The following is a 25,903-nucleotide window of genomic DNA, read 5'->3' as shown; positions in this document are numbered from 1 at the left end:
ATTTGGGGAGGTACTCCTTTTTCTATGCTCAAAAAACCTTGAGCCCGTAGGGCTCTAATTTATGAAATTGATTCGAGTATTTAAAATTAGAAATTATTGATTTCAATCAAATTTATAATGAGAAAGGAACTTTGGGAGAAAGATATTTCCTAAGATTGCATTTAAGTGATAAATCGAGTGTCCTATTATCGTATTGGTTAGAGAATAATATAATAACTCCAGGTGCGTACGGTAGTGAAGAGCTAAAAAAAATTGTCCTAAATCAGTTAGAAAGAATAAAAATTGATAGAGATAATTGCTCAAAATGATGCTTTTGGAGAATGACGCGATACCGACCACGCACGCTAGGTGGAAATTTCTCTTTTGCCTTCAGACGATGTACCTATAGATTCTGGTTGTTTCGCTAGGAGAAATAACCTAATCAATTGTGTCGAATAGTGATAATTCGTGTCGAAAATAGTCTATATTACCTAGGTAAACAATGTCAATAGAACGAGCTAATCAGGATGAAATGTGATTTGAGGGGCTATAAAAAATTTTTTACAAATCCGATAAAACCTATTAATTGACTTGGATATAGATTGCGTAGTACGATAACTCACATGATCAAACGTTGAATAAAGGATAGAACTTCCTCATGCATGATTTACCGAAAGTGTAATCATGTGGATTTTCTATAAGATTTATTCACACTAAACACAGTTGTATAGATGGAATTGGAGGAAGTTCAGCATGAGAAAAGTGTTAGGTCTTTTTGCATCAGGGTTGCTTGTATTGGCTTTGACAGCGTGTGGGGGAGGAGCGCAGCAAAGTGCCGCGATTCCCGAGAATAAGATCGTCGTAGGTGTAACGTCTGGTCTTCATGAAGAAATCCTTGAAAAGGTGAAAGAAGTAGCGGCAAAGGATGGTCTGGAAGTAGAGTTGAAAGCATTCTCGGACTTCCAAATGCCAAACATTGCACTGGTTGAAAAAGAAATTGACGCGAACAGCTACCAGACGATTCCGTTTTTGGAGAGCTATAAAAAAGAAAAAAATGCAGATCTGACACAAGTGGGGCAGACCGTCCTCAACCCGATGGGTGTGTACTCGAACAAAATCAAAAGCTTGGACGAGCTGAAAGAGGGAGACAAGATCGGATTGCCGAGCGATCCGACGAATAGCGTACGCGCCTTGCTGGTCTTCCAGAGCGCAGGACTGATCAAGCTAAAAGACGGCGTGGGTGATGACGCGACTGTTCTCGATATCGCAGAAAATCCGAAAAAGCTGGAGTTCATCGAGCTGGATGCAGCACAAATCGCCAAGCAGCTGGATGATCTGACAGCAGCAGCGATCAATACGAGCTATGCGATCAAAAACAACCTGAATCCTGGCAAAGACGCAATCTTCCTGGAGCAAAAGGATTCCAAGCACCACAACGTCATTGTCGTCCGAACAGAAAACAAGGATGACGCCGCGGTACAAAAACTGGTGAAGGCATATCAAAGCGACGAAGTGAAGAAGTTCGTGGAGGAACATTTCGAAGGTTCGGTTATCCCAGTTTGGTAAACCGCAAAGGCTCCGCCCACAATGGGTGGGGCCACGTTTTGTTCATTCCGCTTGCAAATGTCTAACTGCTCGGGAGATTGAAGGAGGTTCAGCTCAGACGTGATTACATTGTCGAATGTTTCAAAATCTTTCCGCACGTCCAAAGGAACGGTTCATGCGATTCAGGATGTTTCACTCGAAGTAAAACTGGGCGAAATCTTTGGCGTGATCGGATACAGCGGCGCAGGGAAAAGTACGTTGATCCGGTGTGTCAATTTGCTGGAAGCACCTACTTCCGGTTCTGTCGTCATTCAAGGCAAAGAAGTAACCAACCTGCCTGCGGAGGAGCTGATGCAGGTCAGACGCAAAATCGGCATGATTTTTCAGGGGTTCAATTTGCTCAAGACAGCGACCGTCTATGACAATATTGCGATTCCACTGCGGCTGACAGATGTAGACAAAAATGAAATAGACGGGCGTGTCACCAAATATCTGCGGATCGTGGGCTTGGAAGACAAGCACGACGCCTATCCAAGCCAATTGTCCGGCGGGCAGAAGCAGCGGGTTGCGATTGCGCGGGCCTTGGCCCAGGAACCAGAGCTGTTGCTAAGCGACGAGGCGACGAGCGCCCTGGATCCGGAGACGACCGAGTCCATCCTGGAGCTGCTGCTCAAGATCAACGCTGAGCTGGGTATCACTATCATGCTGATCACCCATGAGATGAATGTGATTCAAAAAATCTGTGACCGGGTGGCTGTCATGGAGAATGGGCGAGTGATCGAGCTGGGCAAGACGGTCGATATCTACGCCCAGGCCAAGCATCCGACGACCAGACGTTTTGTCAACAGTACCTATCACAAGGAACTGCCCCCTTCCCTGCTGCAAGAATTGAAAGAGACAGGTCCAGTGGTCAGGCTCTCGTTTGTCGGTGGAAGTACCAGCAAGCCTGTATTAGCGCAGGTAAGCGCCCTCTTTCCGGTATCGCCCAACATTTTGGCAGGGGGGATCATCCAGCTGAAGCAAGAGAAGATCGGCACCCTGGTGGTCCATTTGAATGGAGATCCGGAAGAGACGAAAAAGGCAATCGCCTATCTGGAAGACCAGGGCGTAAAGGTAGAGGGAGTGGAAGTAGGAGATGAGTGAAATCCAGCAATTCATTGAAGGGCGTTTGCCTATCATCGGCGAGTCTGTGGTCCAGACGCTTCAGATGGTTTCCGTCTCGCTCGCCATTTCTGTCCTGATCGGCTTGCCGCTTGGCATTCTGTTGATCCTGACGCGTCCGGGCAATGCGCTGGAAAATCGCGTTGTTTACCAGGTGCTAAATGTCTTCGTCAATATCGTCCGTTCAATTCCTTTTATTATCCTGCTCTTTTTCATCCTGCCGTTTACCAAGCTGATTGTCGGCACGTCGATCGGGATCAAAGGAGCCATCGTTCCACTGATCGTCCACGCTGCGCCCTCCATCGCGCGCCTGATGGAGAATGCACTGGTAGAGGTGGATAGCGGCGTGATTGAGGCATACCGATCGATGGGGATTCGAACACGTCACATCATCTGGCACGTCATGCTGCGTGAGGCCAGACCGACGATTATCCTCGGATTGACCATTGCGGTCATCAACCTGGTGGGCGCTACGGCGATGGCAGGCTTGGTCGGGGCTGGCGGTCTGGGCGACCTGGCTTATCGCTTCGGGCATCTGCGCTACGAGGTCGATGTGATGTACGTCACCGTATTTATTTTGATCCTGATGGTGCAATGCTTGCAGTCAATCGGGAATAAATTAGCAGCCAAGTATAAAAAAGATTAGTGCAATTGCGACAGGGAGGTGTGAAAATAGATGAATGAAGATTATTTATATGTAAATAAAACAGGAGCGATTGCGACGATTTTTCTCAATCGTCCAAAAAAGCGGAATGCATTCAATCTGGCCATGTGGATCAGGTTGTCCCAACTCCTCGAACAGCTGGAAGCAGATGACGAAACAAGAGTCGTGGTCATTCGCGGTGTGGACGAAACGGCTTTTGCCGCAGGAGCGGATATCAGTGAGTTTTTGGAAAACCGTTCATCTGCCGAAAAGGCGAAAGCGTACAACGATCCGGCAATGGAGTCGGTCGATCGCCTGCATCGCTTTCCCAAACCGACGATAGCCATGATTCATCAAACCTGCATAGGCGGAGGCTTGGACATCGCGCTGTCTTGCGATTTCCGCTTCAGCGCAGACAATGGAATGTTCGCCATCACGCCAGCCAAGCTGGGGATCGTCTACAATCTGACCAGCACCAAGCGGCTTGTTGATCTGGTCGGACCGTCGCGAGCCAAAGAGATGCTGTACACGGCGAGCACCCTCGATGTGAGCGAAGCGTACCGCATCGGTCTGGTCGATCGCATCTACAGTACAGAAGAGCTCGAGCGTGAGACGTACACTTTCGCAGAAAAGCTCAGTGAAGGCTCACAGGTATCGATGCGCGGAACCAAAAGGATGGTGCAGGCTGTCCTGGACGGGAGGATCGAAGAGGACGCTCAGTTGGCTGAGCTGGTCCTGCAATCCTTTGACTCCGCTGATCACCGGGAAGGTGTGCACGCTTTTTTGGAAAAGAGAAAACCACGTTTTCGCTAACCAGGAAGGGAAGTAGTCATTGATGTCTTTTACAGAAAACAAAGAAACGCTGCTGTTCACCAAAGTAGATAAATCTACGGAGTCTCTCCCGATCTCTTATGAGGATTGGGAAAAAAAGGCGCGCGATATGGTTCCAGCCGGACCCTTTGACTATACAGCAGGAGGCTCTGTAGAGGAGCTGACGCTCGCTTCCAACCGCGCTGCATTTTCTCGCTGGGCGATTGTGCCCCGCATGCTTCGTGACGTAACCCATCGTTCGATGGCGATCACACTGTTCAATCAGCAGTTGAAAACACCTGTCATGCTCGCACCTGTAGGCATGCAGAAGATTTCCCATCCAGAAGGGGAGCTGGCTACAGCACGTGCAGCAGCCGCAGCAGGCGTACCCTTGGTGGTGAGCACAGTATCGTCACACTCGATGGAGCAAATCGCAGAGGTGATGGGCGATGCTCCCCGCTGGTACCAGCTCTACTGGTCGACGGACCGCGAAGTGAGCGCGAGCATGGTCAGACGGGCTGAAGCGGCAGGCTACTCGGCTATCGTACTGACGGTAGATACGATCATGCTGGGATGGAAGCGTCGCGATTTTAAAAACGGGTACTCGCCACTTCGCGAGGGCTATGGGATGGCCAACTACATCAGCGACCCCGTTTTTTGTTCCCGTCTCGCAGAAGTGACGCCGGAGAATGCGGTAGAGGAAATTCTGCGCACGATCTATACACCGGCTTTGAACTGGAACGATATCGCGTATTTGCGTGAGCATACAAAGCTGCCGATTTTGGTCAAAGGCATCCTGCATCCGGACGATGCCAAGCTGGCGCTGGAACATGGCGTAGACGGTATCATCGTCTCCAACCACGGTGGACGTCAGGTGGATGGCGCGATTTCTTCACTGGATGCTTTGCCTGCGATCGCAGAAGTGGTAAAAGGACAGATTCCTTTGTTGTTGGACAGCGGCGTACGGACAGGCCCCGATGTCGTGAAGGCGCTCGCGCTCGGAGCGAATGCCGTCCTGATCGGTCGACCGTTTGTCTATGGGCTGGCAGTTGCCGGCGAACAAGGCGTGGCCAGCGTGATAGACACCTTGCTCAACGAGCTGGATGTCACGATGGCTCTTTCAGGCAGCACTTCGATTGCAGATCTGAACCGAAGCATCCTGACACGCCTCTAATACACATCCAGGAGGCTTTTGGCATGCAACAAGCGTTACAAGGCATGAAGGTCATCGATTTGACGCAGGTTTTGGCTGGACCCTACTGCACGATGGTGCTGGGTGATCTGGGAGCGGACGTGATCAAGGTCGAGAAGTACCCAAACGGGGATGACAGCCGGATCATGGGTCCTTATTTTGAGCAGGAAAGCTACAGCTTCATGGCGGCCAATCGCAACAAGCGGGGAATTCGCCTGAACATCAAAGAGCAGCAGGGAAAGGACATCCTCTACGATCTGGTGAAGACCGCTGATGTCTTTATTGAGAATTTTCGTCCTGGTACGGCCAAAAGCTTGGGCATTGACTATGAGACCTTGCGCGAGATCAATCCGGGCCTCATCTACTGCTCGATTTCGGGTTATGGACAGACGGGGCCATACAGCTCCAAGGGTGGCTACGACATTATGGCGCAAGGGCTGTCCGGGATGATGAGCATGACCGGAGAAAAGGGCGGACGTCCGGTGAAAAACGGAATCGCCATCCATGATATCGCAGCTGGAATGACCGCGATCTATGCGATTATGGCAGCTTACATTCACAAGATGAAAGCAGGAGAGGGACAGTATATCGACCTCTCCCTGGTGGACTCCGGCCTTGCCTGGACAGTATGGGAGTCGGCAGCTTATTTCGGAGCGGGAGAGGTTTCTACAGCCAATGGCTCCGCACATCGCGTCACAGCGCCGTACCAAGGCTTCCCGACGAAGAATGGACATATTCTCGTCGGAGCGGGCAACCAGAAGCTGTGGGAAAAGTTTTGCCGCGAAGTCATCGAGCGTGAAGAGCTGATCCATGATCCCCGCTTTTTGACCAATACGGATCGGCGCGATCACTTGGATGAGCTGGAGCAGGTGATCCAGGATTGTTTGATGCAGGCGGATTCCGAATACTGGCTTGCTCGTCTGGACGAGGCGGGGGTGCCTTCCAGCCCGATCTACAGCTATGATCAGGCCTTGAATGACCCGCACATCCGATCCCGCGAGATGGTGATGGAGTACGAACATCCGTTAGCGGGGAAGATCCAGAGTCTGGGCTTTCCTGCCAAAATGTCCGGAACACCGGGACAGGTGAAGCGTCCGGCCCCTTTGCTTGGGCAGCATACCAAGGAAGTGCTGGAGGAATTGCAGTACTCGGAAGAAACGATCCGGGAGCTGGAAGAAAAGAAGATTATCTGATAGGAGTCGAGGACTATCCTGCAATAGGGTGGTCTTTCTTTTTGCGCCTGACGACCACCAGAATACCGCTAAACGGAACCGAGCCTCTTCTTCATGAGGTAATTGTGCAGGGCAACACCACGGCGTTCGACCGTCTGCTTCTGAATCGTTTGATATCCATGACGTTCAAAGAATGGTTTGGCTGTGATGCTTGCTTCTGTCCAGATTTGTTGCAGTCCCAGTCTGTTTGCTTCCGACTCCAGCTGATGAATCAAAGCGCTGGCGATTCCACGTCCTTGATAATCTTTGTGGACGTAAAGCCGATCGAGATACCCATCATGTGTCATGTCGCCAAAGCCTGCAAGCAATCCGTCTATTTCTGCGACATAGGTGATGTGACTACGAAAAGAGTGGCTCCATTGCGCCAATCTCATCTCCCGTTCGTCTTCCGGTGCCCAGACTTGCAGCTGTTCGTGCGAATAATCGTGTGCATTCACTGTATGCACCGTTTCGTAAAAGAGGGCAACCATTTGGCTGATATCTGAATCCCTGTATGCTCGGATAATCATATTCATGTGCTTGCCTCCCCAGGAACTGGTAAGATAAAAAGTGAATCTATTACTAGGCAAATGCGCGGACAAGAAGCGCAAAAACAAGGAGAACGTGATGAAATCAGGAAAAACAAATGCCATGCGGATCTTGGACAAGGAAAAAATCGCCTATACCATGATGACATACAAGACAGATGACGGAAAAATCGATGGCGTCTCCGTAGCTGCCAAAATCGGCAGGGAACCGGGAGTAGTCTACAAAACCTTGATTTCCCAAGGGGCAAGCAAGGCGTATTACGTGTTTGTCATTCCTGTTGAAGCCGAGCTCGATCTGAAGAAGGCGGCCAAGGCTGTCGGAGAAAAAAAGATCGACATGATTCCGGTTAAAGAAATCACCCAGGTGTCGGGCTACATACGCGGCGGCTGTTCGCCAATTGGAATGAAAAAGCAGTTTCCTACCATGATTGACGAGCAGGCACAGACACTGGAAACGATGATTGTCAGCGGGGGGCAAATTGGCATTCAGATCGAACTTCAGGTAGAGAACCTCGTAAAAGCGACCAAAGCGGCTTTTGCGGACGTCACACAGTAGCTAGATTGGACAGGAGGCCGTAAACCATGAGATTCAGAATGGAATTGTTCGTGAAGGATGTGCGAGCATCAGCTAGATTTTACTCCGAAGTGCTGGGCTTTGTCAGTGGAGAAGAATCGGACGATTACATGTCTGTGAGAAATTGGGATGCATCCATCGGTCTTGGTGCTATCGAGAATCTGCCGGATGGTCATTACCTGAAACCTCAATCCGAACAGGAGCGAAAAGGGGGAGGGGTAGAAATCGTGCTGGAGGTTGAAGCGATCGAAGCTTACTACCGCAGCATCATGGAGCTAGGCTACGCCATCCATGGAGCTTTAGCCAGACGACCTTGGGGAGCTACGGATTTTCGGATTGTCGACCCCGACGGCTACTATATCCGTCTAACAGAAAAAAATAACGGATTGTTTCTAGAACGCCTGAAAGAGAAGGGCGTTTTTTTGCGGAAAAAAGGATGACAGCTTGTCAACATCGTTTGCAAAAATGTCAGCATTCGTATCCCTATGAACATTCATCTTTTTCCATTCCATGATATAATCGAACCGATATACAACTTGATAGACATCATTTACTAAATCGAATATATCGCTTTTTCTGGAGAGGAACCCATTATGGCTAATGATACGATCGTGCAACTTTCTGACCAGGACTGGGAAGAGTTGTTGCATGAAAAAGATGAAAAATTGAAGCGAGCGTTGCGAGAGCTCGCTGACGTCAGACATGCATTGGATCAATCCACGATTGTGGCGATCACGGATCATCGTGGCCAGATTCTATTCGCGAATGATCAGTTTTGCCGAATCTCCAAGTACGAGCGAAAAGAGCTGATCGGGCAAGACCACCGGATTTTGAATTCAGGTACACATCCGGCGAGTTTTTTCAAGCAGATGTGGGCTACGATCGGTTCAGGGAAGATATGGCGAGGGGAAGTACGCAACCGCGCAAAAGACGGAAGCTTTTACTGGGTAGACACTACGATCGTCCCGTTTAAAAATCAGCAGGGGAAGATCTATCAATATGTATCCATTCGCAGCGATATTACGGATCGAAAGCAAATGGAAGAAGAAGTGAGAAAAAGCGAGGAGCAGTACCGCATCATAGCTGAAAATACATCTGATATCATTTCCATGATCGATAAATCAGGAAAATGTCTCTACCTCTCTCCCTCTCATCGGAACATATTGGATCATCATGTGCCAGATGAGCAGATCATCAACCTGCTTGATGTTGTCGTTGAGGAGGATCGCGAAATTATGGCGTACGCGATACTCTACACGAGTAGTACAAGAAAAGAATACATGGCGGAATGCCGTCTGAAAACGAATCGAAATACGACTGTCTGGACAGAAACCAAGCTGAATCCGGTGCTGGACGAGCATGGAGATGTAAAGAGGCTGTTGTTGGTCACACGCGACATTACGGAGCGGAAGCTGTCCGAAGAGACGATTCACCACCTGGCTTATCACGATGCCCTGACCGATCTGCCGAACCGCCGGATGTTTATCCAGCATCTGAACAGGGAAATCATTTCGGCCAAGCGCTTCCAATCCAATCTGGCAGTCCTCTTTCTCGATATGGATCGCTTCAAGGATGTGAATGACTCCTTCGGTCACGATGTCGGGGATCTGCTGCTAGTCGAAGCAGCAAAACGTCTGCAGAAATGTGTGAGGACTGGAGATATGGTAGGCAGGCTCGGCGGGGACGAATTTACCATTCTGCTGACGCAAATCACGGGACGCCAGGAAGCAGCGGATATCGCCGGTCATATTATGCAAGAGCTGCAGAAGCCATTTGCCTTTAATGGCAATGAATTCAACATTTCCTGCAGTATCGGGATCGCGCTGTATCCAGATGACGGTGACCAAGCAGAAGATTTGCTGAAACGTGCAGACACCGCGCTCTACACAGTCAAATCGCGGGGAAGAAACGGTTTCGATTTCTTTGATCCGACGATGGAAGCCAAATCTCTGGAACGGATTCTGTTGGAAAATGAACTGCGAAAAGCGATTGAACAAAAACACTTCCAAATCTATTACCAGCCGAAAATGGATATCAGCACGGGCAAGCTGACTGGAATGGAAGCGCTCGTCCGCTGGATGCATCCTGAACTGGGCGTCATTCCTCCCAATCGCTTTATCCCGATCGCAGAAGAAACCGGAATGATTCTGCCGCTGGGTGAATGGATTTTGCACGAAGCTTGTAGACAGAACAAGGAGTGGCATGATCAGGGATTTGAGCTGAAGGTATCAGTCAATCTGTCCGCCAGACAAATCTATCAAAAGGATTTGGTGGCGATGATCAGGCAGACTCTTACAGAAACCGGATTGGACCCGAAATGGCTGGAGCTGGAGATCACGGAGAGCATTTTCGTGAAAATGGAAGAAGCCACATGTGTCTTGCAGCAAATCCGGGAAGAGGGGATTCAGATTTCCATCGATGACTTTGGCACGGGGTACAGCTCCTTCAGCTACATCAAGAGCCTGCCTGTGGATACGATCAAAATCGATGCCTCCTTCATCCGTGATGTGCACCATAACCAGGAAAGCCAAGCGATTGTAAAAGCCATCGTAACGATCGCGGAGAGTCTGAACATGAATGTCATTGCGGAGGGAATCGAGCTTTCCGATCAGGTGGAAGCCTTGCAGCAAAACGGCTGCGGACTCGGACAAGGATACTTGTTCAGCAAACCGCTGGCCAAAAGCGATTTCGACGAATATTTGCGCATGCAGTAAACGATCATGACCGTTTATTTGCAGACCGCAAGCGGCCACATTCTATTTAATGAAAAAATGGGTGTCCTCAAGTAGGCTCAACTACTAGTGGACACCCATTCTTCATCTCGCTGCGCTACTCATTTAAGATCCGCTTATACAAGCCGTGCTCATAAATGTATTGCAGACATACCTCTGGCAACAGAAAGCTGGGATCGCCGCCCTTGCGGATCTCGTCCCGGATGTAGGTCGAGCTGATCCCCATATTGATTCCCTTGCTCATGATCAGAAAATGCTCATCGTTGTTTCGCAGCAGCGGATCGTCTGCGATCATATCGGCAGATGCATAGCCTTCTCTTGACATCACGATAAAGTTGAATTGCGTGACTAGCTTCTCAGCGTTGCCCCAGTTGGACATGCCAGCCAGAAGATCAGAGCCCATGATGAAAAACAGATCATCTTCAGGATACTTTTTGCGCATGTGGATCATGGTGTCGTAGGTGTAGGTCTCTCCCGGCAAGGCATCCATCTCTACTGTAGAAATCTCAAAAAGCGGGTCACCAAAGCGATTTTTCTTGTGGCTGGAGGTGGCCAGCGCCAAGCGCAGCATCTGCAAGCGATGGTGGTCTTCGGTCTGCAGCTTTTTATCATGGCGCAAGGACGAGCACGGCACAAAAATGACCTTGTCGAGACGCTTTCGATGAGCTACCGTTGCTGCTGTGAACAGATGGCTGTATGTGATCGGGTCAAAACTGCTTCCGTATATACCAATCCGCATCGGATTCATTCCTTTCCTAAGTCGGCAGAGCAAACAGGTCTTTGGCTACCATGTAAAATCGGTGGATCGCGTCACGGAAATCTTGTAGGCTTTCTGCCAGGCAGTGAAGGCATCTTCTGCGGCTGCTTCAAAACCAGGAATGCTGCTCATGCAATCCTCCAAAACCACGATCCTTGAGGTTACAGACGGATCGGCTTCATAGTATTCGAGGATTTGACGCAGCGACTCTAACACGCAATGCGATTTGGCTTCCCCTACAACGAAGATGTACTCGTACGTCCTCAAGCTCTCCAAAAAGTCGAGCTGTTCTGCTGCATGCGGACCATACTCTGGCTTGATAATACCGTACATTTCACTTAATGGGTCCTTGCCTTTTACGATGCGCAGAGGGGCGGCTTTCCTTGCAACGGAGTGATAGTAAACCATATTCGCAAATTGGCCTTCCAAAGCGGCTCCAAAGCTGCCCTCCAGGCAATGGTAGGGCCAGATGCAGAGCTCTTTTTTGCTGTTTTGCGCCAGATGGCTTACATAGTCGAGGCTTTCTGTCTGATGGGTGAGGGCTCGCCATTTTCCAAGCTGCACGTCTTCATGCGTAATGATGGTGAATGGGGCTGGATGATTGCCCTTGTCATCGACCCACCAGCCAGGATGAAAGATTTGCTGAGGCTGGTGCGTATCCAAAGAGATTGCGACCTGCGTAATCTTCTCCATATGATCGTACAGGAATCGGGCAGCGCGCGATACGTCCAGGTGGGACCCTGGTACGCCGAGCTCTCCCTGCTCCATGAAATCATTTTGCATATCGATAGCCAGAAACAGCGTTTTCCGTTTGTCAGCGCTAGCTGGCGAGATGTTCTCCTGGGTTGCTTTTTGGAGCAGATGATTTAATCGGACTTCGGAAGTACGTCCGATACGGGTTTCATCAAAGAGTTCGTGAAACGGCGTCTTCATGATTTTCCTCTCCTTTGGATAGAAGCTGGAAGCTCTTACTATGTATTTAATCCAAAAAGGACGCAACATTCAATACAACGACCACAAGTTCAAGAAGTTTACATAAAAAAACCATTGTATTGATAATCAGGTGTGATAGATTGATACATGGAAACTTGGAGTACAAGGATAAACGGTAGAAAAAGTAGACCAACGAAAAGAGAAAAAGGCGGGAACACGTTTGAAAGATTTTCGCTTGTTCATTGCGGCAGGGGCCTTCCTCCTTTTGATTGGATGGTTCCTGCCTGGTGTGCCATTTGCGAAGAGAACGGAGCAGGTGACCAGCACACCCGAATTTACCAGACTTTTGCCAGGTGAGCTTTTTATCAGGGAGCATCTGACGAATGAAGATCTGACCCTGAAGACCAATCTTCAGGCTTCTCCCACAAAAGACGAGAATGTCGCACAAGGGGATGAAACCCTTTCAGAGTCACTGGGTCTATGGATGATGTACGCAGTGGAAAAAGGGGATCATGCCTTGTTTGCTCAAAATGTAGACGTCCTGCAAGCCCACTATTACCAGGATGGCTGGATCGCCTGGAAAGCAGGGGGAGAGAAGAATGCCACTGTCTCGACCAATGCACTCGTCGATGATCTGCGGATTGCTGAGGCTCTCTATCTGGCAGCAGAAAAATGGGGAGACGAAAAGTACGCCCAGCTCGCCAACGAAATCGGACAAAGCGTCAAGGAGCATCAAGCGCAGGGCGGTCTCTTGGTCGATTTTTACGATCGGAAGCATCAGCTGTCCAGTGATCACCTTACGCTCTCCTATCTGAACGCTTCAGCTATTCATATGATGAAGGAGCATCAGCAGGTTAGTGAGGAGCTCGATCAGTAAGTACGTACTTTTCTGGACAAGCTGCCGACCCGGCAAGGATTTTTCCCATTTTCCTACCAGCTGGCCAAGAAAGAGTATGTGTATCAGCAGGAAGTGAATCTGATCGATCAATTGTATATCGCGTATCATCGGGCACAAGCAGGGATTGCGTCGCCAGAGCTTTGGTCGTTTTTGAAGGCAGAGTTCGTGCAACATGGCCTTCTGTATGGAAGGTATGATGCAGTGACGAAGCAGCCTGTGGTCGCGTACGAGTCTCCAGCCGTATACGGATTGGCGATTTTGACTGCAAGCGAGCTTGGAGATCATTCCTTTGCCATGGATTTGTACGAACGAATGATTCGCCAGCAGATTCGGCGACCGGAACATGCATTCTACGGCGGTTATTTGGACATGAGTCGGATGGATACGCATTCCTTTGACAATTTGCTTCCACTGCTTGCAGAAAGGAGGCTGTTCAATGATGGGACGCTCCAATAAGAACGGGATATTTATCGGCTATCAAGTGACATTTTTGTTTTTCATTCTCCTGCTCATCCTGTTCGCAGCGGGTTTTCCTTCCATGCAGCTGATCCCGGCCATTCTGATCGGCTGGACGCTGATCATCAGTCTGACGGGCATTTTGTTTGGATTGCTGGCCAGCTTGGGGCTGAGTCTGTTCAGTCTGTTTCTATTTGGAAGTCTGTTGATTTGGGGGATGTTTGCCGGCTGGACGATCCCGCTATCCGTTACCGATATCGTCATCTGGATGGGACTCTTTCTCATCGCAGCCATTCTTACCGGTCTGACTCATCGGTTGGTGAGCCAGACAGTAGCCGAGCATCAGGAGATGGTAGAGAAGTTTGACGAGCTGGTTACGATCGATGAAGTGACGGGATTTTCAAACGAAAAGCGGCTGCTTTTTGACCTGGAGGAAGAGTTCAGTCGATCACGCCGGACGGGTATTCCTTTTTCGCTGATGCTGATCGAAGTCAACTATCTGGACTCCTATTTTCGTCTGTACGGACAAAAGGAAGGGGACTACCTGCTTAGCTCCTTGGCTGCCCTATTGCGCAACAACACGAGGCTGACAGACCGCAAGTTTCGCCTCGATCTGAGCGAGCAAGGTTCAGGCACCTTTGCTGTTATTTTAAGCAACAGTCATGAGGAGGGAGCTGAGGTGGTCGTCCAGAAGCTGGAGAAGCTCCTCCGTGTCCACACGCTGGAAAACAACAAAAAGCAGGTCACACTAACGATCGGTTTTGGCATCAGTCATTATGCGGAAGATGTAAGTGACCACTTGGAGATGGTGCAACGTGCCAAACAAGAGCTGGATCAATATATTCAATAATCCTGGCCGCATCGTCCTCTCTTTGCTTGCGGTACTATTGCTGATGGCAGGGACAGGGACCAGCCTGTACGCTGCCCAAGGGCTTGGACGAGATTCTGTGCCCAGGATATTGGTCGTCTATACGACAGAGGACGGGGTCTTGACTGACGAAGTCCGCATGCTGGATCTGGCGCTGGGTCATTTCAGCTCAAAGCTCTCCTATGTGTCGGACGAGGCTTTGACCCGACGGAATCTGAATGGAATCACACATCTCGTCTATTACGGGGGCATCTCCAATGAACTGTCCAGTTCGACAAGGGAGATTTTGCAGAGCTTTGAAGGCCATTTGTTTGTGTTAGGAAAAAACGTCGAACAGCTGGGAGCTCGATTTGCCTTTCTCCAGCGGAATGGGCAGGTAGATATTCAGATGGTATCCAAACCGCAGGGGATCGATCCGATGCTGCTTGACGACAACTTTCTGGTGGAGCGTATTTCGCTTGTCCAAGGCGAGGTCTTGCTGGAGGGATGGAAAGGCGTTTATTCCTATCCCTTGATGGTGCAGCACGATCGTACTGCCTATTTTGCTAGCGCCAATTTTACTTCTCCCTTCTCCATCTTCGTGTCAGAAGCATTGCACGAAGTATTTCAGCAGGCACATCAAGAGGGACGTCAAGCTTTGCTGCGCTTGGAGGACGTACATCCTCATTCTGATCCAAAGCTGGTTTTGGAAGCCGGGACTTATTTGGCGGAAAAAGGGATTTCCTACGTCATCGCGTTGATCCCGGTATACGTCAATTCCGGGACGAAAGAAATCGTGCATTTGAAGGAAAAGCCGGAAATGGTCAAGGTACTTCGGGAATTGCAGAAAAGGGGAGCTAGTATTATCCTGCACGGCTATATGCACCAATATCGCAATTCAGAGACGGGGGAAGGCTCGGAATTTTGGGACATTGAGAACAACACATCCATATCCAAAGCTCCGGATGATGAGACTCCCTTGAAAAAAAGGTATGAATGGTCATCTCAGTCAGCGTATGAAGACTATGAGCAGTCGCTGAGACAATATGAGGAAAACTACATGCAGACGCGCATGGCGAGCGGAATCAAAGAGCTGACCGAGCTGGGCCTGGCTCCCGTCGCTTTTGAAGCCCCGCACTACACGATGAGTCAAAAAGGGTACGAGGTAATGGCTCGCCATTTTTCTTTCGTGCTGGGGCAGATTCAGTTTAACGACAATGACTGGAGACATATGGGAGCGCCTCCTTTTGTGTCCAAGCCAGCCTTTTTGCATGGGATGACGATTCTCCCGGAAACGGTAGGGTATTACGATCCTGCCTCGCTTACACCCATGCAGGATATCAGGGACAAAGCCAAGCAGGTCAGCTTTGTGCGCGATGGAGTGATCGGGATGTTTTTCCATCCGTACTTGGGCGTGGCCCCTCTGAAAGAAATGATCGCCTACACAGAGACGATGCCTGATCTGCAGTGGATGGACGTGCGCAGGCTGAGCGGGCAGGAAATCAGCGTGGAAAGCGGAGGGGAAACCAGCAACGATCCAGCTGTACCGGAGCCAGAAATGCAAGCTGGAACCGTGTCCGCATCAGAGCTGTATCAAAGCGCCATGTCTTCCTTGCGGGAAAATAGTGGGGTACAGCTTGTTTTGTGGGGGATTGCCGCGCTGGTATCGTGCATGGTGATGCTGTTTCTGCTGTACACGTGGCGCAATCGAGCCAATCTGCGAAAACAACTTTTTATGGAGCGTGATCTGGATGACTAATACCTTGTTCTATGTATCCTTGTCCGTCATCTGGATGATGCTTTTGTACCATATGTTCCTGATGCAGGGCGGATATTTTCACTACCTGCGCTATCGAAGATCTATTCCGGAATGGGAGAAAAACGAGAAGCCACTTCCCAAGGTTAGCATTTTGATACCCGCTCACAATGAAGAGGTGGTCATCGAGCGGACCATCAAGGCAATGCTGCGACTGGATTATCCGAAAGACAAGCTGGAAATTGTCGTGATCAATGACAACTCCAGGGACCGGACTGGTGAAATCGCGGACGATTACGCAAATAAATACGAATATGTAAAGGTGGTCCATACCAAGCCGCCGCATGCTGGAAAAGGGAAGTCGGGTGCGCTCAACCAGGGGCTGGCTCATTCCACCGGAGAAGTTATCATCGTGTATGACGCAGACAATACACCGGAGCGCAAGGCTGTCCATTATCTCGTTCTGGCACTGCAAAACGATCCTACGGCAGGGGCTGTTGTCGGCAAGTTTAGAGTCGTGAATGCTGCTAAAAATCTGCTTACTCGCTTTATCAATATCGAGACGATCTGCTTCCAGTGGATGGCGCAGGCAGGTCGCTACTTCTGGTTTCGGGTGACGACGATTCCCGGCACCAATTTTGCGATCCGCCGCAGTCTGCTGGAGGAGCTTGGCGGGTGGGATGAGAAAGCCCTTGCGGAAGACACCGAGCTGACGATTCGCGTCTACAACGCCGGATATTTTATTCGTTTTTTTCCGGCTGCGATCACCTGGGAGCAAGAGCCGGAAAGCTGGAAGGTTTGGTGGAACCAGCGGACCAGATGGGCGAGGGGCAATCAGTACGTCGTCCTCAAATTCATGTGGAGACTGTTCTCCTTGCGCAAAAAGAGCATCATGTTTGATTTGATCTACTTTTTCTTTACTTACTTCCTGTTCTTTCTCGGCGTGATTGTATCGGACGTGCTGTTTGTGACTAATCTGTTCGTCGACTTGCAGCTGCAGGTAGGGATTGTCGCCATGATCCTCTGGGTTCTCGCCTACTTCCTGTACGTCACTGAAGTGATGATTGCCCTTAGTATCGAGCGAACAGAATTGAATGTTAAAAATTTCCTGATAGTTTTGTTGATGTATTTTACTTACTCGCAGCTATGGATCGTGTTGGTCGTCTATGCTTTGTACCTGGAGATCAAGCGTGTCCTTTTTCGACAAGAACTAAAGTGGTACAAGACAGAACGCTTTTCAGCTGATAAAAAGTCCGTACCGCCATCAGAAAGACAGGTGTAGAACATGAGAAAAAATTGGAAACCGGCGCTCGCGCTTTTGACGGTCACCACACTCCTCTTTGGGCAAGGAGCAGGATCAGTCTCTGCACAAGGACAGGCAGTGCCGCCAGGGGCTGGGACTGCTGCGTCGCAGGGCCAGTCGCCCCAATCGCCCCAATCGCCTGTGTTTACCTTCACAAGCCTAGCCAGCCAAGCCCATGCTGTATACGCAGCCAATGGACCTGATCAAACGCCGGGAACCGTTCTTCGACTAGCGAGTGAGCCCGTTAGGCTGGGCGGAGTGAACGAGTCCTTTGACTATTACTACAGCGTTCCGCGCACAACGGTCGGGAGCAACAACTATCTGGAAATCGCGTTTAGTCACTCTGAGCTGCTGAACGCCACACGCTCTACGTTGACGGTGAGTGTGGATGACAAACCGATGAAAAGTGTGTTCCTGACCAAGGAGACCGCTCAGCATGGAAAAATCAGAATCCCGCTGGGCGCAGCCGAAACGGCATTCGGCTTTCACAAGATTACGATCACCAAGCATAGCTTGCTCACTGACAACATTTGCGACGATCAACACGATCCTGCGAATTGGGTGAAAATCGATAAAAGCTCCTTTGCTTTTCTGGATACACAGGCACAAGCATCGTCTTCAGATCTGCTCAAGGAGTATCCGCTGCCATTCGTGGAGCCGGGCAATTCGACTGAGGTGTATACCAAAATCGTGGTTCCCGATGCCGCGCAGCCCGATGTAGTGGCAGCTGCCTTGAAGGTAGCCACCTCGCTATCCGCCCAAACTGCGACTCATCGCCCGATCCCGATCGTACCGGAGAGCGAATGGAAGGCAAAGGGAGACTTGGGCCACGTAATCGCGATCGGAAATCCTGAGGCATGGAATGGTCCACTCAAGACGCTGGTTGCTGACCAGGGGATTGCTGAGAGGGATCAGAAGCTGGGACTGGATTACTACCAGATGAGAGTCAATCAGTCGCCTGCTGCCAAGCTGTTGCTCATGGTGACGAGAGGCAAAGAATCGAGCTTTGCCGAGACGATTCACCTGCTGACGGATCAGGAAATGAACAAGCAGCTGGCTGGCAATCAGCTGGTAGTAAAGCAGGCTCCAGGCCAATCTGCTGGAAAGGCTCAATCCCACATACTGTCACTGGCATCAGCTGGCTATTCGCCTATCATGCTTGAGCACGGAAATAGCGGTACCCAGCAGGTAGTCTTGAAGATTCCATCCCATTGGAAAATTACCGGCGATGTCTCGCTCGATCTGCAAATGAAAATCTCTCCCTTGCTGATGCAAAGTGAAGGAGAGGATAAGCCGCAGCACCAGCTGACAGTAACGGTAAATGGCGTTCCCCACACGGTCCTGCTTCAGCAGCTGAAGCCAGTGGATAAAAATGACGGCTACCAGGTTCGCGTCCCCATTTCGCCGACTGTGTTGAAGGAGGCAAACCATACCTTGACGGTTGCTTTCTCGGCTTCCATGGACCTCAAGGGAGATGCCTGTGCACCAGAAAACAACAAGGGACGCTGGATCTTTGTGGATAAGGAAAGTACCCTGGATGTTCCACATGAAGTTCCGGCGCAAAACAGCTTTCAGTATTGGCCTGCTCCATTTGTCCAGGACGACGGCATGCAGAACACTGCCTTTCTTCTGCCAGAAAAGTGGACAGGCGAGTATTTGACCCAGTTCTCGATGCTGCTCAATGAAATGCTGAAGGAGGCAGACCATCCGCAGGGGAATGCCTTCGTGATCTTTCAGGAACCGCTGACAGAAAAGGATGTGCAGGCGATTTCCTCGTACAACGTGATTGCGATGGGGGATTTGGAGCACTATCCCTCCTTGCAGCAGGCTCAGGGGCAGCTATTGGTCAACGAGATCAAACCGTTGAATCAGTACCATGTCATCAACGAAACCACCCGCTATGTAGCGTGGGTCCAACCCTCGATCTGGAATCCGCAGCGGACCATGAGCTTCTTCCAAGCCGCAGATGAAAGCAAGGCGGGTCAGGGCAGCTTCCTTCACGCAGATCTGCTGCAATATCTGAAAAACGCGCACGAAGATGGTCAGATTGTGGTGATGAGCAAATCGAATGATATTTTCACGGTGCAAGTGGACGAAATAGTTGCGAAAGAGACCGGTTTTGACGAGATGGTAGGGAATATTTCGCTCTGGTTGATCGGCGGGGTTCTGGCTGTTTTCCTGATTTTGCTGGTGATTTATATCCGCATGCTGAAAGTGGAGAAAAAGAAAGCAAAAAGAAAAGGATAAAAAATATATCATTTTTCATATGGCAAATTTAGTGATTTTGCCCCTCGGAAACAGGAAGGTTTGGCTCTGACAGCAGGCGTGTTTTCTGGCACAAGCTCTCTTCATGCTCGCCCAATTTCTGGGGCCATCTTCGCGCCACACGGACAAAACCAAAAAAGAAGTCGGTTGACAAGGAGTGAAAACCTTTCTATAATCTGAGTCATTCGACAAAGTGAGTAACCTATAAACTGAACTGCCGTGAAAAGGAAAGTAGAAAAGAGCTTTGACGACCAGAGAGCTGCCTGATTGCTGAGAGGGCTGCCGCCAACTCTTTTTGAACGCCACCTTGGAGCACTGCTTTTGAAATCTCGTAGTAGAAAGCAGCGAGTAGCCCACGTTATCGGGCGTCAGTCAACAAAAACGGTCACGACCGTTTTGACTGCACGAGTTTGTCTCTTGTGAAAGGGGCAAAAAAGCTGAGTGGTACCGCGAACGATCGCCTCAGCAATCGGAACCGAGTGAAAGAATCGGACCGATTGCTGGGGCGTTTTTATATTGAAAAAGAGAATGGAGTGGTGGGAATGGATCGACAAAAACAGATGGAACTGCTGCGTCTTCTGGAAGAGGATAGCAGACAGGACGCCGAACAGCTGGGCAAGATGCTGGCAGAGCCAAAAGAAGAGATAGAAAAGGCGATTGCGGCGTTGGAAGATGAGAAAATGATCGTGAAGTACCCGGCACTGATCAACTGGGAACGCATGGACGACCATCCGTATGTGAATGCGATGATTGATGTAAAAGTAACGCCGAAGCGGGATGTGGGCTTTGACGAGGTAGCAGAGCGGATCTGCCGTTTCCCTGAAGTAAAAGCCGTGTATCTGATGTCGGGTGCAAGCTACGATCTCTCTGTGGTGCTGGAGGGAAAGACCATGCGCGAGGTAGCATCGTTTGTCTCGCAAAAGCTGGCGACGCTGGATTCCGTTATTTCGACAGCAACCCATTTTATTTTAAAACGCTACAAACATGATGGCATTGAATTAGAAGATCGTGATGAAGATCGCAGGATGGTGGTAACGCCGTGAGTACACAAGTATCAGTCAGAAGTCGTTTGTCATCTACCGTTGCATCCTTGAAGCCGTCTGGTATCCGCCGATTTTTCGATCTGGCAGCCTCGATGGAAGGCGTCATCTCCCTCGGAGTCGGGGAGCCTGATTTCGTCACACCTTGGCGCATGCGAGAGGCTTCGATTTCGTCCTTGGAGCGTGGCTATACGGCTTACACCTCCAATGCCGGGATGCTGGAGCTGCGAGTCGAGATTGCGAAATATCTGGAGGAGCGTTTTTCGGTCAGCTATCACCCGGATAAAGAGATTCTCGTGACGGTCGGCGCCAGCGAAGCGATCGACATTGCCTTGCGTGCGATCCTGGACCCGGGCGACGAGGTGCTGGTCGTAGAACCGTGCTACGTCTCCTATGAACCGGTCATCCGACTCACTGGAGGCGTGCCCGTATTTTTGAAAACCAAAATGGAGAACCAGTTCAAGCTGACTCCAGAAGAGCTGGAGAAGCATATTACAGCACGCACCAAAGCGATTATTTTCTGCTATCCGAACAATCCGACTGGAAGCACGATGAGCGCAGAGGAATGGCAAGCACTGCTGCCGATCCTGCAAAAAAATGATTTGCTCGTCATCTCCGACGAAATCTACGGAGAGCTCACCTACGGTCGGATGCATGACAGCATTGCAGCCTTACCAGGAATGAAGGAACGGACGATCCTGATCTCCGGCTTCTCCAAGGCTTTTGCGATGACAGGCTGGCGTCTCGGTTACGTCTGTGCCGAGCCGGAGCTGCTCGCCGGGATGCTGAAAATTCATCAGTACACGATGCTTTGTGCTCCGACGATGGCACAGATGGCGGCGCTCGAAGCCTTGCGTCACGGTCGCAGTGACATGGAGCGGATGGTGGAGAGCTACAGACAGCGGCGTAATTACGTCGTAGACGGATTCCGCCACATCGGACTTGACTGCCACGAGCCGGAAGGAGCCTTCTACGCCTTCCCGTCGATCGCCTCTACCGGACTGTCGGCAGCAGACTTTGCAGAGAAGCTGTTGATGGAAGAAAAGGTTGCCGTGGTGCCGGGAGATGTGTTCGGTGAGAGCGGTCATGGTCACATCCGCTGCTCGTACGCTACCTCGATGGAGCAGCTGAAGAAGGCGCTGGATCGGATGGAGCATTTCGTAAGCCGATTGTCTTAGACTGCATGTGGGAGGTGAAAAGATTGGAAAAAATCGTGTTGCCTCCCCGTTTTCCGGAGACGATCTGCGGGGTGTACGGAGAAGAGGGGCAAAAGTGGCTGGAACAGCTCGGCCTTTTACTCCAGGTATGTGAACACAGGTGGGCGCTGGAAATCCAGTATGAAACACCTTACACGCTCAGCTACAACTACGTCACACCGGTCGTACTCCCTGGTGGTGCGCCAGCCGTACTAAAGCTTGGTGTGCCAGGCAAAGAGAACCGTACCGAGATCGAAGCCCTGAGCATGTTCGCAGGAGAGGGAATGGTGCGGCTCCTGGACGCTGATCCCGTCCAGGGCATTATGCTGCTGGAGAAGGTCATGCCTGGCGTGACGCTGGATGCTGTAGGGCAGGAGGAGGATCAGACGAGGGCCGTCGTGAAGGTCATGGGCAGATTGCACAGCACCTTCTCAGGCTCTACACTGTTCCCGACCGTTGCAGACTGGTTCGAAGGCCTGGGGCGGATGCGCGAGCATTTTCACGGAGGAACAGGACCCTTGCCGGAAAAACTGGTCTGAAGACGTGTCGAGCATCTGGTGAAAGGACTGGATGTGCAGCGGGATAGAGTGCTGGCTTGGGGACTCAGTCATTCCATCCTCTCAGCTTGGTGGCATCTCGGGGAAAATACAGAAGGCTGGGAAGACGCCGTCCGGCAGGCTGAATGGTTTGAGCTTTTATTAAAGCATACATAGAAGTAGCCTGCATGGGGAAAAACACCTGGCTCTGTCACGAATGACAGGGACCAGGTGTTTTTTTGCATGGATGCTAGTCAATACTCCGGCTCTTAAGCACGATTGAAATTAATGGGGATAGTGAATCACCATGCTTACACGGGTAATGGAATCCCCAGAGTTATGGTACACATGGTGCCGGTCCGCCTTGAAGCGTATGGATTCACCGACTTTAACTGTAAATTCCTCGTTGTTGACCCGGATGGAAAGTTCTCCTTCATAGACCGTAATAAATTCCTCGGTCCCTGCCCGGTGGGGCTCGGCGTTCAAATACCCTCCTTTATCCATTTCCACCGTGTACATCTCAAACCGTCTGCCTTCTTCAATAGGGAAATATGGATAGACGCGGTACCTGCCGTTATCCTCCTGAAGAGGATGTACATCTTGCTTGGTGATGACAGTCGTTTCGGATCGCGGCTGGTGAATAAGCTCGGTGAAAGAAACCTTCAAGCCATTGGCGATTTTCCAGACCGTGTTGATCGTAGGATTGGATTCGCCTCTCTCAATTTGACCCAGCATCGTTTTGCTTACGCCAGTCATTTCTGCCACCTTGTCTAGACTCAGCTTTTGATTGGCTCGCAAGGCTTTCAGATTTTCAGCGAGTACGACATTGATATCCATAAAATAAATCACCTTCCGTTATGTACGTTATAACGACCGTATTGTACAATTATAATGTCCATACGTTAAAGCGGTCTTTTTGGTCATTATAACACACAGGAGGTTGGATACACATGCAATGGGTTCCGTTTTTGCTCTATGTTTTTGTCAATTCGTTTACGCCTGGACCAAATAATATCATGTCCTTGGCGTATGCATCCAAATTTGGATACAAGAAAACGCTCATGTTCATTCTCGGAGTCATGACGGGAACCGCGATTAGAGCAGGGGGGCAATCTTTTATGAAGCCACGCATTACAGTCATTACACTGGGTGTGGACGATTTGGAAAGATCGCTGGGGTTTTACCGGGATGGATTGGGACTACCGACAGAAGGGATCGTGGGCCAAGAATTTGAGCGCGGGGCGGTGGCCTTTTTCGAGTTGCAAGCTGCATTAAAACTCGCCATCTGGAATCGCAAAGATCTTGCGCATGACGCGCAGCTTCCACTGACCGCTTCGAGCCCTACTGCATGTAGCATTGGTCACAATGTGGATACGAGAGAAGAGGTTGATCAGGTCATGGAACAGGCAAAAAATGCTGGTGCTACGATTACCGTACCGCCTCATGACACTTTTTGGGGTGGATACGCTGGATATTTTCAAGACCCGGATGGTCACTTGTGGGAAGTGGTATGGAATCCGCAATGGGTGTTACAGGAATAACAGGGGGGCAATAAAAACAGCGGAAGTCTAAGACGTTGATTTCATTTCTTAGATCTCCGCTGCTTTATTTTTAGGGTTCAGTCTAAACTTTATTTTCCTAGAACATCCCCAGCTTTTCTACTGATCGAAATCCACCTTGTCCAAGGATACGATCTTGGTTTTTTTGCCCCATTTATACCCGAGCCAAACGATCAGGAAGAGCGGCAGTCCGATGTAGGATACAAGAACGCCGTACCAGTCGATCGTATCACCCATGAACGCTCCGTAATTCTGTCCGATAATCACGATCATACAGATGATGAAAGCAAAGATCGGGCCAAACGGGAACCATTTCGCGCGGTAAGGCAATTCGCTCAGGTCGCGTCCTTGAGCGACGTAAGCCTTGCGAAAACGGTAGTGGCTGACAGCAATTCCGAGCCAGGCGATAAAGCCGGACATCCCGGATGCATTCAACAGCCAGACGTAGACGACACCATCTCCGAACAGGGAAGCCAGGAAGGCGAAGGCACCAATCAATGCGGTCAGGATCAGGGAGTTCATCGGCACACCATTCCGTGTGAGCTTGGCAAAAATCTTCGGCGCTTTGCCATCCTTCGCCAGATTCCAGAGCATACGTGTAGAGGCGTACATCCCCGAGTTTCCGGCTGACAGAACCGATGTGAGAATGACTGCATTCATGACAGACGCTGCAAAGGCAAAGCCAGCTTTTTCAAAAACGATGGTAAATGGACTGATCGCGATGTCGGTCAGTTCCCCGCTGATCAGATTGGGATTGTCGTAAGGAACCAGAAGACCGATGATCAGGATCGCCAAAATGTAAAAAAGCAGGATGCGCCAAAAGATCTGGCGAATGGCTCGCGGGATATTGCGAGCGGGGTCTTCACTTTCCCCTGCCGCGACACCGACCAGCTCTGTTCCCTGAAACGAGAACCCGGCAATCATAAAGACCCCCAACATGGCCATGAAGCCACCGCTAAACGGAGCGTCTCCTTTGGTGAAGTTTTCGAATCCGACTGCTTCACCGCCCATGATGCCAAAAATCATCAGTATCCCAAAAATGATAAAGAGAATGACCGTTACTACTTTGATCAAAGCAAACCAATATTCGGATTCACCGTACCCTTTTACAGATAATAGATTCAATCCAAACATAAGCAGGAGGAACAAGGCACTCCAGATCATCGATGGCACGTCAGGCAGCCAGTATTTCATGATCAGTGCTGCGGCCGACAGCTCGACAGCGATCGTGATTGCCCAGTTGTACCAGTAGTTCCAGCCCAGTGCAAAACCCAGAGATGGGTCGACGAACTTGGTCGCGTACGTACTGAAGGAGCCTGAAACTGGCATGAAGGATGCCATCTCTCCCAGACTGGTCATCAAAAAGTAAACCATGATACTGATGGCTATATAGGCGACTAAAGCTCCGCCCGGCCCGGCAGAGTGAATAGAGCCGCCGCTCGCGAGGAAAAGCCCCGTCCCGATGGAGCCGCCGATGGCAATCATCGACAGGTGGCGGGCTTTCAATCCTCGATTGAGTTGCTGTTGATTCGACATGATGATGAAACACGACCTTTCGCTGGGACATTTTTCTGGAAGGAAGGTCCGAAACGAAAAACCGCCTTTAGCCAAGTATTGGCCAAGGGCGGTATAATCCAATCCCCACCAAACCTTCACGGAAGATAGCTCAACACGTTAGCTCAGACAGGCAAACGTGACAGTTCTGTCCCTTTCGGGTACAGCCCCAGCCCGCTTGTACAAAAGATACACCGCAGGCTTCGGCAGCTTTTCCCTCATCTGTAGTCCTGGATCTCTTTTGAATCTCGTACAGAATCCTATAAAAGCCGCGACCTCTATCCTCATCGTGAAAGATGAGGATATCATGTATGAAATTATGTTACTCATAAAGTCACTAGCGTTGCATAAATCTTTTCACATCATTAAAAATCACCATAATCTTCTGTATTCAAGTGTTCACGAGCA

General features: G+C 50.1%; 25 protein-coding genes, 1 riboswitch and 1 other annotated feature. Of the genes, 20 read left to right on the top strand and 5 right to left on the bottom strand.

The genetic code is table 11. The features are described 5' to 3' along the window. Positions 1-732 precede the first annotated feature (732 nt). From JZI27_RS21795 to JZI27_RS21770, 6 genes are all read left to right on the top strand, one after another. On the top strand, positions 733-1,545 hold the full coding sequence (locus tag JZI27_RS21795; protein ID WP_122910539.1) for a MetQ/NlpA family ABC transporter substrate-binding protein: 813 nt from the start codon (positions 733-735) through the stop codon (positions 1,543-1,545). A 99-nt stretch (positions 1,546-1,644) separates the two neighbouring features. Continuing rightward, the gene (locus JZI27_RS21790; protein WP_122910540.1) at positions 1,645-2,667 is read left to right on the top strand and encodes a methionine ABC transporter ATP-binding protein; all 1,023 of its coding nucleotides are present in this window, start codon (positions 1,645-1,647) and stop codon (positions 2,665-2,667) included. Beyond that, complete coding sequence (locus tag JZI27_RS21785; protein ID WP_251245184.1) at positions 2,660-3,331, top strand: methionine ABC transporter permease; 672 nt, start codon at positions 2,660-2,662, stop codon at positions 3,329-3,331. Before JZI27_RS21790 ends, JZI27_RS21785 begins: the two co-directional genes overlap by 8 nt. 30 nt (positions 3,332-3,361) lie before the next feature. Continuing rightward, positions 3,362-4,141, top strand: coding sequence for an enoyl-CoA hydratase/isomerase family protein (locus JZI27_RS21780; RefSeq protein WP_251245185.1), 780 nt, complete (start codon positions 3,362-3,364; stop codon positions 4,139-4,141). A 22-nt stretch (positions 4,142-4,163) separates the two neighbouring features. Next, on the top strand, positions 4,164-5,312 hold the full coding sequence (locus JZI27_RS21775; RefSeq protein WP_251245186.1) for an alpha-hydroxy-acid oxidizing protein: 1,149 nt from the start codon (positions 4,164-4,166) through the stop codon (positions 5,310-5,312). 23 nt (positions 5,313-5,335) lie between these two features. Then, positions 5,336-6,523, top strand: coding sequence for a CaiB/BaiF CoA transferase family protein (locus JZI27_RS21770; protein ID WP_122910544.1), 1,188 nt, complete (start codon positions 5,336-5,338; stop codon positions 6,521-6,523). A gap of 68 nt (positions 6,524-6,591) precedes the next feature. Here the strand turns inward: JZI27_RS21770 and JZI27_RS21765 are convergent, their stop codons facing one another. After that, positions 6,592-7,071 carry a GNAT family N-acetyltransferase gene (locus JZI27_RS21765; RefSeq protein ID WP_251245193.1) on the bottom strand — a complete coding sequence of 160 codons (480 nt, stop codon included), beginning with the start codon at positions 7,069-7,071 and terminating at the stop codon, positions 6,592-6,594. A 97-nt stretch (positions 7,072-7,168) separates the two neighbouring features. Here JZI27_RS21765 and ybaK point away from each other — a divergent pair, with 97 nt between their 5' ends. The 3 genes from ybaK to JZI27_RS21750 all read left to right on the top strand — a co-directional run bounded on the left by ybaK (position 7,169) and on the right by JZI27_RS21750 (position 10,377). Next, positions 7,169-7,645: a Cys-tRNA(Pro) deacylase gene (gene ybaK, locus JZI27_RS21760; RefSeq protein ID WP_280209272.1), complete on the top strand. Its 477-nt coding sequence runs from the start codon at positions 7,169-7,171 to the stop codon at positions 7,643-7,645. Between the two features lie 26 nt (positions 7,646-7,671). Continuing rightward, positions 7,672-8,103: a VOC family protein gene (locus JZI27_RS21755; RefSeq protein ID WP_280209270.1), complete on the top strand. Its 432-nt coding sequence runs from the start codon at positions 7,672-7,674 to the stop codon at positions 8,101-8,103. Positions 8,104-8,256: 153 nt separating this feature from the next. Then, positions 8,257-10,377, top strand: coding sequence for a sensor domain-containing protein (locus tag JZI27_RS21750; RefSeq protein ID WP_122910548.1), 2,121 nt, complete (start codon positions 8,257-8,259; stop codon positions 10,375-10,377). Between the two features lie 115 nt (positions 10,378-10,492). Here JZI27_RS21750 and nadD read toward each other — a convergent pair whose 3' ends face one another. Together nadD and JZI27_RS21740 are read right to left on the bottom strand one after the other, a co-directional pair. Continuing rightward, a complete protein-coding gene (gene nadD, locus JZI27_RS21745; RefSeq protein ID WP_122910549.1) occupies positions 10,493-11,134 on the bottom strand; it encodes a nicotinate-nucleotide adenylyltransferase in 642 nt (213 codons plus the stop codon). Between the two features lie 45 nt (positions 11,135-11,179). Further along, entirely contained in the window at positions 11,180-12,085 is a 906-nt protein-coding gene (locus tag JZI27_RS21740) for a cysteine hydrolase family protein (protein WP_122910550.1), read from the bottom strand. A gap of 220 nt (positions 12,086-12,305) precedes the next feature. Between JZI27_RS21740 and JZI27_RS21735 the strand changes: the two genes are divergently transcribed. The 10 genes from JZI27_RS21735 to JZI27_RS21690 all read left to right on the top strand — a co-directional run bounded on the left by JZI27_RS21735 (position 12,306) and on the right by JZI27_RS21690 (position 22,559). Next, a complete protein-coding gene (locus JZI27_RS21735; protein WP_280209268.1) occupies positions 12,306-12,962 on the top strand; it encodes a glycosyl hydrolase family 8 in 657 nt (218 codons plus the stop codon). Between the two features lie 78 nt (positions 12,963-13,040). Next, positions 13,041-13,439, top strand: coding sequence for a hypothetical protein (locus tag JZI27_RS21730; RefSeq protein WP_280209266.1), 399 nt, complete (start codon positions 13,041-13,043; stop codon positions 13,437-13,439). After that, positions 13,420-14,289, top strand: coding sequence for a GGDEF domain-containing protein (locus JZI27_RS21725; RefSeq protein ID WP_122910552.1), 870 nt, complete (start codon positions 13,420-13,422; stop codon positions 14,287-14,289). The genes JZI27_RS21730 and JZI27_RS21725 overlap by 20 nt, the downstream gene beginning before the upstream one ends. After that, positions 14,255-16,045, top strand: a complete 1,791-nt coding sequence (locus tag JZI27_RS21720) for a polysaccharide deacetylase family protein (RefSeq protein ID WP_280209264.1) — start codon at positions 14,255-14,257, stop codon at positions 16,043-16,045. Before JZI27_RS21725 ends, JZI27_RS21720 begins: the two co-directional genes overlap by 35 nt. Next, positions 16,038-17,324 carry a glycosyltransferase family 2 protein gene (locus tag JZI27_RS21715; protein ID WP_280209263.1) on the top strand — a complete coding sequence of 429 codons (1,287 nt, stop codon included), beginning with the start codon at positions 16,038-16,040 and terminating at the stop codon, positions 17,322-17,324. Before JZI27_RS21720 ends, JZI27_RS21715 begins: the two co-directional genes overlap by 8 nt. A 3-nt stretch (positions 17,325-17,327) precedes the next feature. Next, positions 17,328-19,592: a cellulose biosynthesis cyclic di-GMP-binding regulatory protein BcsB gene (locus tag JZI27_RS21710; RefSeq protein WP_280209262.1), complete on the top strand. Its 2,265-nt coding sequence runs from the start codon at positions 17,328-17,330 to the stop codon at positions 19,590-19,592. Positions 19,593-19,820: 228 nt separating this feature from the next. Continuing rightward, positions 19,821-20,078, top strand: a binding site (T-box leader). Between the two features lie 74 nt (positions 20,079-20,152). Further along, on the top strand, positions 20,153-20,653 hold the full coding sequence (locus tag JZI27_RS21705; RefSeq protein WP_280209261.1) for an Lrp/AsnC family transcriptional regulator: 501 nt from the start codon (positions 20,153-20,155) through the stop codon (positions 20,651-20,653). Beyond that, entirely contained in the window at positions 20,650-21,828 is a 1,179-nt protein-coding gene (locus JZI27_RS21700) for an aminotransferase (protein WP_280209260.1), read from the top strand. Before JZI27_RS21705 ends, JZI27_RS21700 begins: the two co-directional genes overlap by 4 nt. A gap of 23 nt (positions 21,829-21,851) precedes the next feature. Beyond that, positions 21,852-22,385, top strand: coding sequence for an aminoglycoside phosphotransferase family protein (locus JZI27_RS21695; RefSeq protein WP_280209258.1), 534 nt, complete (start codon positions 21,852-21,854; stop codon positions 22,383-22,385). A gap of 18 nt (positions 22,386-22,403) precedes the next feature. After that, on the top strand, positions 22,404-22,559 hold the full coding sequence (locus tag JZI27_RS21690) for a hypothetical protein (protein WP_280209256.1): 156 nt from the start codon (positions 22,404-22,406) through the stop codon (positions 22,557-22,559). A 108-nt stretch (positions 22,560-22,667) separates the two neighbouring features. Here the strand turns inward: JZI27_RS21690 and JZI27_RS21685 are convergent, their stop codons facing one another. Further along, positions 22,668-23,219 (bottom strand): helix-turn-helix domain-containing protein, encoded by a 552-nt coding sequence (locus JZI27_RS21685; protein WP_280209255.1) that lies wholly within the window; start codon positions 23,217-23,219, stop codon positions 22,668-22,670. Positions 23,220-23,500: 281 nt separating this feature from the next. Between JZI27_RS21685 and JZI27_RS21680 the strand changes: the two genes are divergently transcribed. Next, a complete protein-coding gene (locus JZI27_RS21680; RefSeq protein ID WP_280209275.1) occupies positions 23,501-23,923 on the top strand; it encodes a VOC family protein in 423 nt (140 codons plus the stop codon). A 117-nt stretch (positions 23,924-24,040) separates the two neighbouring features. On the opposite strand, the gene JZI27_RS21675 is transcribed toward JZI27_RS21680, so the two are convergent. Then, positions 24,041-25,477: an amino acid permease gene (locus JZI27_RS21675; RefSeq protein ID WP_280209253.1), complete on the bottom strand. Its 1,437-nt coding sequence runs from the start codon at positions 25,475-25,477 to the stop codon at positions 24,041-24,043. A gap of 118 nt (positions 25,478-25,595) precedes the next feature. Next, positions 25,596-25,784, bottom strand: a riboswitch (Lysine riboswitch). Positions 25,785-25,903 lie beyond the last annotated feature (119 nt).

Origin of the sequence: Brevibacillus sp. AY1, assembly GCF_029870785.1 — a bacterium.
Taxonomy (GTDB): Bacteria; Bacillota; Bacilli; order Brevibacillales; family Brevibacillaceae; genus Brevibacillus; species Brevibacillus invocatus.
This window is presented reverse-complemented; position numbering and strand designations above follow the sequence as displayed.

What these genes read in the sequence shown, in the direction of transcription:
- JZI27_RS21785 (WP_251245184.1), top strand. Translation starts at nt 2,660, where the DNA reads ATGAGTGAAATCCAGCAATTCATTGAAGGGCGTTTGCCTATCATCGGC.
- JZI27_RS21710 (WP_280209262.1), top strand. Translation starts at nt 17,328, where the DNA reads ATGAGAAAAAATTGGAAACCGGCGCTCGCGCTTTTGACGGTCACCACA.
- nadD (WP_122910549.1), bottom strand. Translation starts at nt 11,134, where the DNA reads ATGCGGATTGGTATATACGGAAGCAGTTTTGACCCGATCACATACAGC.
- JZI27_RS21680 (WP_280209275.1), top strand. Translation starts at nt 23,501, where the DNA reads ATGAAGCCACGCATTACAGTCATTACACTGGGTGTGGACGATTTGGAA.
- JZI27_RS21795 (WP_122910539.1), top strand. Translation starts at nt 733, where the DNA reads ATGAGAAAAGTGTTAGGTCTTTTTGCATCAGGGTTGCTTGTATTGGCT.
- JZI27_RS21725 (WP_122910552.1), top strand. Translation starts at nt 13,420, where the DNA reads ATGATGGGACGCTCCAATAAGAACGGGATATTTATCGGCTATCAAGTG.
- JZI27_RS21705 (WP_280209261.1), top strand. Translation starts at nt 20,153, where the DNA reads ATGGATCGACAAAAACAGATGGAACTGCTGCGTCTTCTGGAAGAGGAT.
- JZI27_RS21780 (WP_251245185.1), top strand. Translation starts at nt 3,362, where the DNA reads ATGAATGAAGATTATTTATATGTAAATAAAACAGGAGCGATTGCGACG.
- JZI27_RS21685 (WP_280209255.1), bottom strand. Translation starts at nt 23,219, where the DNA reads ATGGATATCAATGTCGTACTCGCTGAAAATCTGAAAGCCTTGCGAGCC.
- JZI27_RS21765 (WP_251245193.1), bottom strand. Translation starts at nt 7,071, where the DNA reads ATGATTATCCGAGCATACAGGGATTCAGATATCAGCCAAATGGTTGCC.
- JZI27_RS21770 (WP_122910544.1), top strand. Translation starts at nt 5,336, where the DNA reads ATGCAACAAGCGTTACAAGGCATGAAGGTCATCGATTTGACGCAGGTT.
- JZI27_RS21715 (WP_280209263.1), top strand. Translation starts at nt 16,038, where the DNA reads ATGACTAATACCTTGTTCTATGTATCCTTGTCCGTCATCTGGATGATG.
- JZI27_RS21740 (WP_122910550.1), bottom strand. Translation starts at nt 12,085, where the DNA reads ATGAAGACGCCGTTTCACGAACTCTTTGATGAAACCCGTATCGGACGT.
- JZI27_RS21750 (WP_122910548.1), top strand. Translation starts at nt 8,257, where the DNA reads ATGGCTAATGATACGATCGTGCAACTTTCTGACCAGGACTGGGAAGAG.
- JZI27_RS21755 (WP_280209270.1), top strand. Translation starts at nt 7,672, where the DNA reads ATGAGATTCAGAATGGAATTGTTCGTGAAGGATGTGCGAGCATCAGCT.
- JZI27_RS21775 (WP_251245186.1), top strand. Translation starts at nt 4,164, where the DNA reads ATGTCTTTTACAGAAAACAAAGAAACGCTGCTGTTCACCAAAGTAGAT.
- JZI27_RS21675 (WP_280209253.1), bottom strand. Translation starts at nt 25,477, where the DNA reads ATGTCGAATCAACAGCAACTCAATCGAGGATTGAAAGCCCGCCACCTG.
- ybaK (WP_280209272.1), top strand. Translation starts at nt 7,169, where the DNA reads ATGAAATCAGGAAAAACAAATGCCATGCGGATCTTGGACAAGGAAAAA.